Origin of the sequence: Arsenophonus nasoniae, assembly GCF_004768525.1 — a bacterium.
GTDB lineage: Bacteria > Pseudomonadota > Gammaproteobacteria > Enterobacterales > Enterobacteriaceae > Arsenophonus > Arsenophonus nasoniae.
The window spans coordinates 1,326,001-1,340,284 of sequence record NZ_CP038613.1 but is presented as its reverse complement, the minus strand read 5'-3'; the positions used below and the strand labels follow the sequence as shown (position 1 = coordinate 1,340,284).

General features: G+C 38.4%; 10 protein-coding genes. 4 read left to right on the top strand and 6 right to left on the bottom strand.

Features of this window, described 5'->3' with window-relative positions:
* Window positions 1–17: 17 nt before the first annotated feature.
* The 3 genes from ArsFIN_RS06540 to pepN form a co-directional block, all read right to left on the bottom strand.
* Complete coding sequence (locus ArsFIN_RS06540) at window positions 18–566, bottom strand: cell division protein ZapC (protein WP_026822273.1); 549 nt, start codon at window positions 564–566, stop codon at window positions 18–20.
* Between the two features lie 228 nt (window positions 567–794).
* Entirely contained in the window at window positions 795–1,805 is a 1,011-nt protein-coding gene (gene pyrD, locus ArsFIN_RS06535) for a quinone-dependent dihydroorotate dehydrogenase (RefSeq protein ID WP_026822274.1), read from the bottom strand.
* Window positions 1,806–2,109: 304 nt separating this feature from the next.
* Window positions 2,110–4,731 carry an aminopeptidase N gene (pepN, locus tag ArsFIN_RS06530; RefSeq protein WP_026822275.1) on the bottom strand — a complete coding sequence of 874 codons (2,622 nt, stop codon included), beginning with the start codon at window positions 4,729–4,731 and terminating at the stop codon, window positions 2,110–2,112.
* 335 nt (window positions 4,732–5,066) lie between these two features.
* Between pepN and pncB the strand changes: the two genes are divergently transcribed.
* The 4 genes from pncB (at window position 5,067) to ArsFIN_RS06510 (ending at window position 10,777) form a co-directional block, all read left to right on the top strand.
* On the top strand, window positions 5,067–6,296 hold the full coding sequence (pncB, locus tag ArsFIN_RS06525) for a nicotinate phosphoribosyltransferase (RefSeq protein WP_026822276.1): 1,230 nt from the start codon (window positions 5,067–5,069) through the stop codon (window positions 6,294–6,296).
* Between the two features lie 196 nt (window positions 6,297–6,492).
* Window positions 6,493–7,893, top strand: coding sequence for an asparagine--tRNA ligase (asnS, locus tag ArsFIN_RS06520; protein ID WP_026822277.1), 1,401 nt, complete (start codon window positions 6,493–6,495; stop codon window positions 7,891–7,893).
* 306 nt (window positions 7,894–8,199) lie between these two features.
* Window positions 8,200–9,339: a porin gene (locus tag ArsFIN_RS06515; protein WP_276324658.1), complete on the top strand. Its 1,140-nt coding sequence runs from the start codon at window positions 8,200–8,202 to the stop codon at window positions 9,337–9,339.
* Between the two features lie 247 nt (window positions 9,340–9,586).
* Entirely contained in the window at window positions 9,587–10,777 is a 1,191-nt protein-coding gene (locus ArsFIN_RS06510) for an amino acid aminotransferase (RefSeq protein ID WP_026822279.1), read from the top strand.
* Between the two features lie 100 nt (window positions 10,778–10,877).
* Here the strand turns inward: ArsFIN_RS06510 and ArsFIN_RS06505 are convergent, their stop codons facing one another.
* The 3 genes from ArsFIN_RS06505 to ldtD all read right to left on the bottom strand — a co-directional run bounded on the left by ArsFIN_RS06505 (window position 10,878) and on the right by ldtD (window position 14,199).
* Window positions 10,878–11,510, bottom strand: coding sequence for an MBL fold metallo-hydrolase (locus tag ArsFIN_RS06505; protein ID WP_026822280.1), 633 nt, complete (start codon window positions 11,508–11,510; stop codon window positions 10,878–10,880).
* Between the two features lie 50 nt (window positions 11,511–11,560).
* Window positions 11,561–12,109 carry a YcbK family protein gene (locus ArsFIN_RS06500; protein ID WP_135677598.1) on the bottom strand — a complete coding sequence of 183 codons (549 nt, stop codon included), beginning with the start codon at window positions 12,107–12,109 and terminating at the stop codon, window positions 11,561–11,563.
* A 398-nt stretch (window positions 12,110–12,507) separates the two neighbouring features.
* A complete protein-coding gene (ldtD, locus tag ArsFIN_RS06495; protein ID WP_026822282.1) occupies window positions 12,508–14,199 on the bottom strand; it encodes a L,D-transpeptidase in 1,692 nt (563 codons plus the stop codon).
* Between the last annotated feature and the right edge of the window lie 85 nt (window positions 14,200–14,284).

Genomic DNA, 14,284 nt, shown 5'->3' with positions numbered 1-14,284 from the left:
TTAATTCAGGTTATGTTTTATGAAACAGCCCTTTCATAGAGTAAACTACTAGCTGGTGGTTGATAAATCATTAAACGATTATTCATAATCTTAATCGGGTCACAAAACCGCATTACCCGATCTTTCAATACTAATTTAGGCTCAATTAATAAACATAAGCTGGCATATTTTCCTGCTTCTGCCACTAAAAATAACGCTTGCTGTTCGCTATCTTCAATATGAACCTGAACAACATCCCCTAACACCAAATCATCGTGGCAATGTACTGGTAAAAAGTACCAACTCCTAGGCATCTGCGGCTTTAAAAAACGAAAAGCAACCAATGCATTTAAAATCAATTCCGCACTATGCTCATTAGAAAGTGATAATTTTTGCACCTGTTCTTCAATACAATGATATAACCCCGCATCATCAATATTGAAAATCATTTCGCCATAAGCAGATGCAACCAACATTTTTGCTGGAAAACAAGAACGGAATAACATTCCATTAGCTAAATCTAACATCATCCTTTCATGTTCATCATCGTAATACCAGCGCCACTGATTATTGGGTTTTATTTTCATTTATTACCCCTCAATCTGATCACTCTATTTATTAACTTAAAATCCATACTAATTAAAATTAAGATAAAAAAGTATTGCTATATATAAATAATAGAAATAATAAAAAAAATTTCGAGTTTTTATGTAAAGATATTCAAAGAAGATCCTGAATTTAATAAATTATTAGATTACAAAATAAATATTAATGAATAAAAAAAGCTGCCTACTTTTTTATGATCTAAATTAAGATTAAATATAATTAACAATATTTTTAATTAATTTAGGTCCATGATAAATAAATCCTGAATAAACTTGTAATAATGATGCTCCTGCTACCAATTTTTCTCTAGCTGCAATCAAAGAATCAATTCCGCCCGCGCCAATGATTGGCAATTGCCCTTTTAATTCTTTTGCCAATAAACGAACGATTTCAGTACTTTTCAATTGCACAGGACGGCCGCTTAAACCACCCGCTTCCTCTGAATATCTTAATCCTTTGACTAAATTCCGATCTAAAGTGGTATTTGTCGCCACAACACCATCAATCTGGTGACGAATTAAACTATCGCTAATTTGGATAATCTCTTCTTCCGTTAAATCAGGCGCAATTTTTACTACCACAGGAACATACTTTTGCTGTTGTTCTGCTAATAAGTGTTGTTTATTTTTAATTGACTGCAATAAATCATCCAATGCCTCGCCATATTGTAATAACCTTAAATCTGGCGTATTAGGTGAAGAAATATTGACCGCAATATAACCTGCATAGGAATAAATTTTTTCCATGCAAATTAAATAATCCTCTTTACCCTGTTCAATCGGCGTATCTTTATTTTTACCAATGTTAATACCAATAATGCCGTCGTATTTTGCTTTTTTAACATTCTCAACTAAATTATCCACACCTAGATTATTAAAACCCATGCGATTGATTAGGCCCTCAGCTTCAACCAAGCGAAATAGCCGAGGTTTCTCATTACCTGGCTGTGGGCGAGGTGTGACCGTTCCTATCTCGACGAAACCAAATCCCATCGCACCAAAAGCATCTATACATTCACCATCTTTATCAAGACCGGCCGCTAATCCCAATGGATTCTTAAATGTTAGTCCCATGCAAGTCGTTGGTTTAAAATTGACCGACTGCCGGATCATAAACTGGAGCGGTGAGTGCATGATGTATTTAAGCTGCCGGAAGGTAATTTCATGGGCTTGTTCTGGATTTAAACGAAATAACGCCTTGCGGATAAGGGAATAAAACATTAGCTGTACCTTATTTTGATAGATAATGTAAATTATTTAGTCGTAGAAACCATTTGCCGCTTTTTACTCTATAAAACAGTCTACTGCTAAATTTATCAGTAAACTCAAATGGTATGTACAGATGATCATGATAATTTAAATATGCCTAATATGACACTGCTTTTTGTCATTTAAGTTTTTAAAAATAATAGGTAAAAGCAAATTAATAGATATCCCCCCAGATACTCTTGCAAAAGAAGGGATATCTTATTTGACTAATCGTTTTGTTTAAGGAAAAGACTAGCAATTTAGTAAAAATAAAATGCTATTGGTTTTCCAACGCCTTAGTAATTTTTTCAAATAGATCCGCGCTAAGATCGCTTAATCCTTGTAACTGTTTTAACGCTAGATACATCTGATTTTGCCGTGTTTCATCATAGCGCTTTAGACGAATCAATGGTTCGATTAAACGCGAAGCAACTTGCGGATTACTACTATTTAAAATAGTTAACATTTCCACTAAAAATTGATAGCCAGTACCCTCTGCTGCATGAAACGCCGAGGGGTTTTGGGCAACAAAAGCCCCTATCAGTGCACGTACTCGATTAGGATTTTCCATGCTAAATGTTGGATGAGTAAGCAAAGAACGTACCGTTGTCAGAACATTTTTAGCCGGACTGCTAGCTTGCAGCATAAACCATTTATCCATTGTCAAACCATCATGGCGCCAGCGTTGTTCAAACGCTGCCATCAGCTGTTGACTACTCGGTAATTGTGCCGCCACAGCAGCAGTTAATGCCGCCATTGTATCCGTCATGTTATTAGCCTGATAATACTGCTCGGATACATATTTATCAGCCTGTTGCTTATCATGACCAAAAGCCAGATAAAATAAGCATTTATTCCGCAAGGAACGTTTGGCAATATCCCCATGATCGATCCGATACTTGGTGACTTTATTGGCATGATAAACGGCAATAAATTCATCCGCCATTTCAGTGGCAAATTTTTGGCAAATAAAGTTAATAACAACATGGATCGCTATTGGATCGATGATCTCAAACCACTCGGCAACTTCATTTTCTGATGGCAAAGTAAATAGTTGCGCTTTTAAAGCCGGATCACAGGCTTCATCAAGTAAAACCGCTCGGAATGCATCAATAATAGGCAACGGTAGGATTAAATCTTCCCTTTGCTGTAAGCGTACCACATTGTCTTTAATATAAATTGCTAGTAGTGATTGCACCGCATCCCAACGAGCAAACTCATTACTAGCATATTGCATCAAGAATGCTAATTGCTCATCGGTATATAAATAATCCAATTTCACCGGTGCGGAAAACTCACGCAATAATGAAGGTATTGGCCGCGAATTAACTTGATCAAAAACAAAAGTCTGGTGTGCTTTAACCACGTTAAGCACTGAGTGCACAGCGTGACCATTATGCTGTAAGGGAATAACATGACCTTTTGTATCATACAGCTCGATATCTAATGGTATATGCAAAGGTAATTTTTCTGCTTGATCTGCCGTTGGCGCGGTGGTTTGGCTAATATGCAGTAAATATTGCTGCTTATCCGCTAAATATTCATCTCTGACCGTCACTAAAGGTGTACCCGATTGGCTATACCAACGACGAAATAGCGTCAAATCGATATTAGAGGCATCTTGCATAGCTTGGACAAAATCATCACAGGTTGCTGCACTACCATCATGACGAGCAGTATAAAGTTTCATACCCGCCTGAAATAGCTCCTCACCTAACAGAGTATGCAGCATTCGAATAACTTCCGCCCCTTTTTCATAAACGGTTAAAGTATAGAAGTTATTCATTTCAATCACTTTTTCCGGACGAATAGGATGTGCCATTGGACTGGCATCTTCAGCAAATTGTTGCGCGCGCATCAGCCGGACATTTTCAATCCGATTTACTGAACGAGAACCCAAATCCGAACTAAACTCTTGATCACGAAAAACCGTTAATCCTTCCTTAAGGCTTAATTGAAACCAGTCACGGCAAGTAATACGATTACCCGTCCAATTATGAAAATATTCATGACCGATTACCGCTTCGATATTTAGATAGTCCTTATCCGTTGCCGTTTCTGTTTTTGCTAACACATATTTGGCATTAAAAATATTGAGTCCTTTATTTTCCATCGCCCCCATATTAAAGAAATCAACAGCAACAATCATGTAAATATCTAAATCATATTCGTAACCAAAACGTGTCTCATCCCACCGCATGGCATTTTTCAACGACACCATTGCCCAGTCGGCACGATCTAGATTACCCTTATCGACAAAAAGGGCTAACGTTACATTACGACCACTTTGGCTAACAAAATTATCATATAGAACATCAAAATCACCGGCTACCAGGGCGAAAAGATAGCTTGGCTTAGGGAACGGATCTTGCCATTTTACCCAATGACGGCCATCTTCCTTTTCTCCTTTATCAATTTGATTGCCATTAGAAAGCAAATAAGGATAACGAGTTTTATCGGCAGTAATAGAGGTTGTAAAACGCGCTAAGACATCTGGCCGATCTAAATAATAGGTAATATGGCGGAAACCTTCTGCCTCACACTGAGTGCAAAGCACATCAGCTGACACATAAAGCCCCTCTAGCGCGGTATTTTTTAATGGGTTTATTTCATTAACGATCTTAAGAACAAAAGTATCAGGCACTGACTCAATAATCAGTTTTCCGGCCTCTTCACGATAGGCGCTCCACGGTTCATCATCAATATGGATCGTACGCAAAATCAAGTTTTCACCATCGAGTATCAACCGATTAGCCTGCGAATTTAATCGTTTTACTTGGCTAATAGCGGTAACGATGGTTGTTGCTGGATCAAGCTCAAAATCCAATTCAATATCTGTAATAGTGTAATCGGGCGCCTGATAATCCTGACGATATTTCTCTTGTCGCTGTTGCGTCATAATAAATTTTTACCTGTATTAATTATTGTTATTTCTCAATGTGGTCAATTATTTGGCAATAATGATATCTTAAAACTTGTTTCTTTTGATCATAAATCATTTACCTGTAATTAATATTCAAGCTTGCTAGTCCTGATTAATAGGTTATTTATTGCGGCAAAAAACACTGCCAATATAAAAATAAGTTGATAATATCAAATAGATGATTAGAATTTTTATAACTACGCCAGAAATATATACAACAGCCTTCACTCTTACTAGCATCAACAGGTATACTCTGGCATATTTTATCTTTAAGTCGAGAGTAATGCTTCCGCGAGGATAGCTAACGCATTATGAATTTAGATGCACCACCTATCATTACATCACTACTAGATACTGATGCTTATAAACTGCATATGCAACAAGCCGTTTTTCATCACTATAACCATGTATCGGTAGTGGCAGAATTTCGTTGCCGTAGTGATGAACGACTTGGTAACTATGCCCAAGCTGTACGCCAACAAATAGATTTAATGGCGCACGTTGCATTAACGCCAACTGAATACCACTATCTGCGTGGTCTGCCTTTTTTTAAAACTGATTATCTTGATTGGTTAAAGGCGTTTCGCTTCAATCCCAGGCAGGTTAACGTTTATACCACGCCAGAAAATCAATTAGCACTCAGAATTAGTGGTCCATGGCGTGAAGTCATTCTTTGGGAAGTCCCTCTATTAGCCTTAATCAGCGAACTGGTTCACCGCTCCCGTTCGCCCACTGTAACAGCCAAAGATGCCATTGAACAGTTACACAAATTGATTAAGCATTTTTACCAAGACGCAAAAATGCAAAATATCGATTTAGCAAACTTTAAATTAATGGATTTTGGCACTCGTCGGCGTTTTTCTCGTACGGTGCAATTCGCTATTGTTAATGAGCTCAAAAACCATTTCCCTTATTTTACGGGTACAAGTAATTATAAGTTGGCTGAACAACTACAACTTAGACCGGTGGGTACTCAAGCTCATGAGTGGTTTCAAGCTCATCAGCAAATTAGTGAGGATTTGGCTAATAGCCAACGCGTTGCGCTGCAAAGTTGGCTGGATGAATATCCCGATCAATTAGGTATTGCGCTAACAGATTGCATTACAATGGATGCTTTCCTGCGTGACTTCGATATTACCTTTGCTAATCGTTATCAAGGATTGCGGCATGACTCAGGCGATCCATTAGAATGGGGTGAAAAGGCAATTCGTCATTATAAAAAACTGGCCATCGATCCGATGAGTAAAACACTGGTTTTTTCAGATAACCTTGACCTACAAAAAGCGTTGATCCTTTATAAACATTTTTATAAACGTATTAACCTTATTTTTGGTATTGGAACCCGTTTAACCTGCAACATTCCTCAGGTAAAACCGCTTAATATTGTGATTAAATTAGTGGAATGTAATGGTAAGCCAGTTGCTAAGTTGTCTGATAGTCCAGGAAAAACGATCTGTGATGACGATGAATTTATTGATCGCTTGAAAAAAGCCTTTGATATTCCCAATATAACTAAGCGGGTTGATAACAAACCTAACTGATTATTATGGCAAGCTATTTTGTTGATTGGCGCGTCAAGGTAAATTAAATTCTTATTACAAAGGTCTTTTCATCTGGTTATTCCCATTTTAAAATTGCTATTTTTACTTGTTTCCTACGTGTGGACAAGTAACATAAAGCCTTTCCCAAACGGGATCAAACAACTTTAAACAACTAAATTGCAAAAGAGAGTATTTTATGAACATAGCGCCTGTAGTCGAAGTACTACAAGGCCGTGTAGCGGTAGGCGAAGAAGTCACCGTTCGTGGCTGGGTACGTACAAGGAGAGATTCAAAAGCCGGTTTCTCATTCCTCGCTATCTATGACGGTTCCTGCTTTAATCCATTACAGGCTATTGTAAATAAAGAACTAGATAATTATGAAAACGACGTTTTACACCTGACCACCGGCTGTTCGGTTGAAGTAACCGGCATTGTCAAGCCATCGGAAGGTCAAGGACAACAATTTGAATTATCTGCTACTCAGGTTGTCGTCGTCGGTATAGTAGAAAACCCGGATAGTTATCCGATGGCTGCCAAGCGTCATAGCGTTGAATATTTACGCGAAGTGGCACATTTACGTCCGCGCACCAATCTTATCGGCGCCATTGCCCGTGTTCGCAATACGCTAGCCCAAGCGATTCACCGTTTCTTTCATGAAGAAGGCTACCTTTGGGTCTCAACCCCCATTATCACCGCCTCCGATACCGAAGGTGCCGGTGAGATGTTTCGGGTCTCAACGTTAGATTTACAGAATATTCCTCGAACTGAAAAAGGTGATATTAATTTTGATAAAGACTTTTTTGGCCGAGAAGCATTTCTAACCGTATCCGGTCAGCTAAATGGCGAAGCTTATGCTTGTGCCTTAAGCAAAATTTATACCTTTGGCCCAACGTTTCGGGCAGAAAACTCAAATACCAGCCGCCATTTAGCCGAATTCTGGATGGTTGAACCAGAAGTGGCTTTTGCCGATTTGAACGATATCGCGTCGCTGGCCGAGAAAATGTTAAAGTATGTCTTCAAATCGGTTTTGCAAGAACGCCATGATGATTTAACCTTTTTTGCCGAACGGATTGATAAAGAGGTGATCAGCCGGTTGGAAAAATTTATTGTCTCTGATTTTGCCCAAATCGACTATACCGATGCCATTAAAGTGCTAGAGCAATCGGGCAAAACCTTTGAAAACCCAGTGGCTTGGGGTATTGATCTCTCTTCGGAACATGAACGTTATTTAGCAGAACAACACTTCAAAGCCCCCGTGGTGGTTAAAAATTACCCAAAAGATATCAAAGCTTTTTATATGCGTCTGAATGATGATAATAAAACCGTTGCTGCTATGGATGTATTAGCGCCAAGTATTGGCGAAATTATTGGTGGCTCTCAGCGTGAAGAGCGATTGCATAAACTGGATGCTCGCATGGACGAAATGGGGCTTAACCAACAAGATTATAGTTGGTATCGCGATCTGCGTCGCTATGGTACCGTACCCCATGCTGGATTTGGTCTTGGATTTGAACGCCTAGTTGCTTATGTCACTGGGGTACAAAATATCCGTGAAACCATCGCCTTCCCGCGCACTCCACGTAACGCGAGCTTTTAAATATTTAATCTTATAAAACGAATAAATATTTTAATCATAACTGGCCAGTATACCGCTGGTCTTTTTATTTCTATTTATGATAAATATCAAAAAGTTCCCCTTTATTTACATTTTGAAACATATAATTTCTTTTTGTTACAAATATTGTATTTTTGTATCATTTTCAGGGTAGATAAAAATATTTACCAATGGAACACTGGACGCAGAAACGAGACGACACTAAACTCTTAGAGATAGTTCCCAATGGTTGGGAATTTATTTTTGGCAGTGGCAGGTCTCCGAATAACACCAATGAGGGTAATAATAATGATGAAGCGCAATATTCTTGCAATAGTTATCCCGGCGTTGATAGCTGGAGCTGGTACAGCAAACGCAGCTGAAATCTATAACAAAGACGGCAACAAACTGGATCTATACGGTAAAGTTGACGTTCGTCACTTCTTTGGCAAAAGCAGTGGTGGCGATGAAGGCGATGATTCGCGTGTTCGTCTTGGTATTAAAGGTGATACTCAAATCTCTGATCAGCTGACTGGTTTTGGTCGTTTCGAATGGGAAACTAAAACCAACAAAAGTGAAGCTGAGAACGAAAACACAAACCGTCTAGCTTATGCCGGTTTGAAAATTGCTGACTTTGGTTCAATAGACTATGGTCGCAACTACGGTGTTCTGTATGATGTCAACGCTTGGACTGACGTGCTGCCTCTTTATGGTGCAGACTCTATGTCTCAGGCTGACAGCTATCTGACTGGCCGTAACCGTAACCTGTTAACTTACCGTAGCACTGATTTCTTTGGTCTGGTCGATGGCTTGAACTTCGCCCTACAATACCAAGGCAAAAATACGGAAAGCAATAAATCAGATAGCAAAGAGGTTCTGAAAAATAACGGTGATGGCTTCGGTTTGGCTGCTAACTATGATATCGGCTGGGGCGTGGCGCTGGGTGCGGGTTATGCTAAATCCAATCGTGGCCTGACTGATCAGCAAAAAACTGACAGTGGGGCTGGCGGTAACAGTGCGGAAGGTTGGAACGCCGGTATCAAATATGATGCCAACAACCTGTATCTGGCAGCTATGTACGGTGAAACCCGTAATATGACCCGTTTTGGTAGAGGTGTAGATCCTGTTACTGATCTTAGTCTAACTCGCGTCGCTAACAAAACTGAGAACTTTGAATTGGTTGGTCAGTATCTGTTTGACGAAATTGGTCTGAAACCATCTATTGCCTATGTGCAGTCTAAAGGTAAAGATTTAACTGATCCTGCCTACTCGCAGAAGCAAGACTTAGTGAAATACGTTTCTTTAGGTGCTTTCTACTATTTCAACAAAAACCTGACCGCAGTTGTTGATTACAAAATTAACCTAATCAATGGCAGCAATGGCTTTGCTGATAAATATGGTATTGGCAGAGACAACCTGGTTGGTTTAGGCTTAGTTTACCAGTTCTAATTATCGCTTAGCGGTGATTTAACAGTAAAAGTGAAAACGTAAATCTAAAAAGCAGCGCATAAGCGCTGCTTTTTTTAGTAGTTCATGTTAACTGTTAAAATATTGTTACCTATCAGACAATACCAACCTAAACTAATATCACAAGTTTGCCTTATTTTTATCGCAGAGTGTTGGCAAATCATTTTCATCGCGTTAACCTGAGATCCCTCGATTACCAAATAACAATTGAGTTACTGGAATTATAAATATGTTGGAAAATATTATTGCGGCTCCTGCGGATCCTATCTTAGGTTTAGCAGAGAGTTTTAATGCTGATCCGCGTAAACAAAAAATCAATTTAGGTATTGGTGTTTACAAGGATGAGTCAGGGAAAACCCCCATTCTTACTTCCGTCAAAAAAGCAGAAAAATATCTGTTAGAGCAGGAAGTGACTAAAAATTATCTTGCTATTAGTGGGATAGCGGAATTTGCCACCGTTACGCAAGCATTGCTTTTCGGCAACAACCATCCGGTTATTGCCGAAAACCGTGCCCGCACGTCACAGGCACCAGGCGGAACCGGAGCATTGCGGATCGCGGCTGAATTTATTGCTAAACAGACCACTGCCCAACGCGTCTGGATCAGCCAACCAACGTGGCCAAATCACGAGAATATATTTAAAGCGGCCGGCCTGACAAGCTGTTATTACCATTACTATGACGCTGAAAAGCACAATCTGGATTTTGCCGGCATGTTAACCAGCTTGGAAGATGCAAAACCAGGTGATGTTCTATTACTGCATGGTTGCTGCCATAACCCTACCGGTATCGACCCAACGCCAGAACAGTGGGAAATACTCTCTACGCTGGCAGCAGAGAAAAGCTTACTGCCGGTTTTTGATTTTGCCTATCAAGGCTTTGCTAAAGGCTTGGACGAAGATGCGCAAGGTTTACGTATTTTTACCAACAAAAATCCTGAAATTATCATTGCCAGTTCCTACTCGAAAAATTTTGGTTTATATAATGAACGGGTTGGTGCCTGTACAATTATTGCCAATAATAGTGAGCAAGCAGAACGAGCATTTAGTCAAATAAAATCGATTATTCGCGCCAACTACTCTAATCCCCCCGCCCACGGTGCAGCTATTGTTACTACGATTTTATCTGATGAATTACTAAAAAAAGAATGGATCGAAGAGCTAACAACTATGCGGCAACGTATCCAACGGATGCGGCAATTATTTGTCAATACATTACAAGAAAAAGGCGCTAAGCAAGATTTTAGTTTTATTAGCAAACAAAACGGCATGTTCTCTTTTAGTGGACTTAATGAAGAACAGGTAGCTCAGTTACGTGAAAAGCATGCAATTTATGCAATTAGTTCAGGTCGAATTAATGTTGCTGGCTTAACGTTAGAGAATATGGTTCCTTTATGCAAAGCTATCATTGACGTATTGTAAAGAAACATCTTTTAATTCAGATAGATACCGATTAGGCCAATGCCCTAATCGGTTTTTTATTATTCACAGCCAACATCAAATTTATCGGATCTGGATAAAACTAGTCTTGCAAGAAGGGATTAAATTGTCGCTCAGCAGCCAAATTAGACATTGCTCCATGGCCAGGAATAAATTGATAATCATCACCGAGGGGCAAAATTTTTGTTTTAATTGAATGGATTAATGTTGCATGATCACCTTGTGGAAAATCAGTGCGCCCAACGCTGCCCTGGAAAAGTACATCTCCCATCGAAATTAGCTTATCCGCATGATTAACAAAGATAATATGTCCAGGCGTATGCCCTGGGCAATGTAAGACCGACAGTTTGATATCAGCAAAACGAATTTCATCTCCTTCCTGCAAGTAGCGATCAGGCGTAAAGTCAGGGCATTGTGCAACGCCAAACATTTGACTTTGCACTGCCAATCCTTTGATCAAAAATTCATCTTCTTTTTGCGGGCCATAAATGGGCACCGAAAAATGTGCTGCTATCTCGGCACAAGCACCTACGTGATCAAAATGACCATGAGTTAACAAGATATAGTGTAAATTTAATGAACGCTTTTCAATTTCAGCAATTAGTTTTGCTGCTTCACCACCAGGATCAACAATAACGGCATCTAAGCTGTTTTCATCCCAAATTAGCGTACAATTCTGCCTAAAATCGGTTACAGGAATAATTTTGAATTTCATATAGTTGTAAATCCATTATTTAAATAAAAATTTATTTAATATCTAATAGATTACCATTTTCTGACCGGTCCTGTATCAATATGGACAAAATTACTATTAGGATAATAGCCTACTCCACCCGCGCGCATCTTTAATGCTGCTTTACGGATATGACTAAGTTCGATCCCTTTAATATGAAAATCCATTGCACGACCATGGGTATGATAGCTATTTTTAGCAACTCCACTACTTTTACGTCGCAGTGCATTATTGGTTTCGACAGAACGATAACCAGAAACGAGTTGAACAGGTTTATTGGTTCCCATTAACATTTGCAACAAATAAATCTGATCAAATAATTTCGGATCAATAGTTTTAATTTTATTATTACGATGATCACGGAATAAGTGATTCAATCGGGTCAATTCAGCGTTATTATAACGGCGACCATCAAAAAACTCAGTCTTAAGAAATTCACCAGTATGAAGATTTTCAAAGCGCAAAATTTTGGGTCGCGGGGTGGTTAATGCCGCAAAGGCATGGCTAGGTAATAAGCTAAAACCTAGTGTTATCGCGCCATAACCTAGCCATTTTCGTCGATTCTGATCAATATTGTCCATAGCCACTTAACTCAAATAAAAAGAAAAAATAATAATCAATATGTACGATAATTATACCGAATTTATTTCACTAATTTTGTATAATTATGTAAAAAATATTCATGTAACGCTATAGAATATCACAATTAATACATATTAATTATAAATACAAATAACATTATTATAATCTATTATTGCGATAAGCACATCAAATTGTTCAATATTTATACAAATCATACTTATATTAGGCTGATTATCAATCAATTTTGTTAGCGACCTACGTTTAGTCTGTTATCTTGAAAAAAGCATAATTTACCATTAACAGCGATATTTATGCATCTATACTTAATGGGTAAAAAATAATCTGTGATTATCATTTAATATAAAAGAAGTTTTTGCCTCTTTTATATTATTTTTATTCATTGGTTAAGAGAGGTTCTTATTTCATTTAAATAATTCATCGCCCCATAAATAACATTGTCATAGCCATAGATGTCATCGCGAAAATTAGCGATATTTTTGTTATCAACCCAGGCAGTTTGATAATAAAGATAAATAGGTATTCGACCCGGAATATTAATATAACGTGTCTCACCTAATTGAAGTGCACCGTCAATACGCTTTTGATCCCAACTGGCACGCGCAAGTAAAATTGATGCTAAAACTGATGCCTTATTCACTCTAACGCAACCCGAGCTAATTGAACGATTTTGCCGATTAAATAAACTATGGTTAGGGGTATCATGTAAGTAAATTGCGTCAGAACTTGGCATGTTGAATTTATAGCGGCCTAGGGCATTGGATGGACCGGGTGCCTGGCGTACACGATAGGGAAAGGAGGAAGATGAGATGGCATTCCAATTAATCGAGTAAGGATCAATAGGATAGGCATTACGCTCCCATCCGGATAAAACCGTAAAACCTCGGCGAGCAAAATAGCCCGGATCCCTTCTAGCTTGAGGCAAAATATCTTTACGCACCATGCTGGTAGGGACATTCCAAGGTGGATTAATAACAACACTATTAAGTTCACTGCTCATTATCGGGGTTTTACGATCAGGGCGACCCACAATGACTTTAGAATCTATAATCAATTGATTATTTAAGTAAAAATGTAAAGTATAAGCTGGAATATTAACTAAGATGCCAGAGCCACCTTCATTAGGAATAATTCTTAAGCGCTGGATATTAATCGCCAGTAAACCAGCACGATCGGTAGGAGAAGTATTTAGCCATTTTAATGTTGCGTTACCAATAATACCATCCGGCTCTAATCCATACATTCGCTGAAATTGTTTAACCGCATCAACTAATAAGCCACCATAATGACGAGTATTATCTGTATCGGCATCCTGCGTTAATAACCCATTGCGGGTTAAAATTTCACTTAAAGAAACAAGATCATTGCTTGTTTGCCCTGGTTTTAATAGACTCACCGTATTTATTTTTGGCCATATTTGTTGATCTGCTAAATAAGCCAACATTTTCGTTCTCATCGGTAGATATGAGGCGTGTTGTGGCGCTAATGTTTTGATCCAACTGGCTAATTGTTTAGAATTAATTGCCGTTTGCCACTGAGAAACACCGCCAATCGTTGGCTCGCGGAGTTGAAAAGGTGTTTTTTGATATAACCAATCTTTGCCATTATATTTTACATTACATATAAAATATAAATAACCTAACATCGCATCTGACAAAATAACATCTCGTTCAATCTGATTGAGTTGTTTATTTTTTACTAATAACGATAGCCATTTACCAAACTGAGGCTGAAAACCAGCCAGTGCTAATTCTGCTAATTGCTGTTTAAATTCTAATACCGCAGGTTCATCATCCCATAAAGGTTGCATATTATTTTCAGCATAGAGCTTCGCTAACCTGTCTATGTAGACTAAATTAGTACCAGGTGATAACCAGCCTTGCAGTTGCTGACGGCTTTTTTGTATCTCTGGCGCAGTGATATTTTTCTGCTCAGAAACCAAATTTGTTAAAGGGACTTGGGTATTTGTGATCGTGTCTATTTGCGCCAACTCAGCAGATGCTGGTGTTATTGCTAATATTACACAGCATATTAGTGAAGCACGCAAAGTGTTCACTCTTTTATTCGCCATAATATCACCTTTTTATTTCATTTTTATTGTTTTAATAGCAGAGTAAAAAATTTATCTTTAGCAGGTTAAAATTAACTAATTTGTT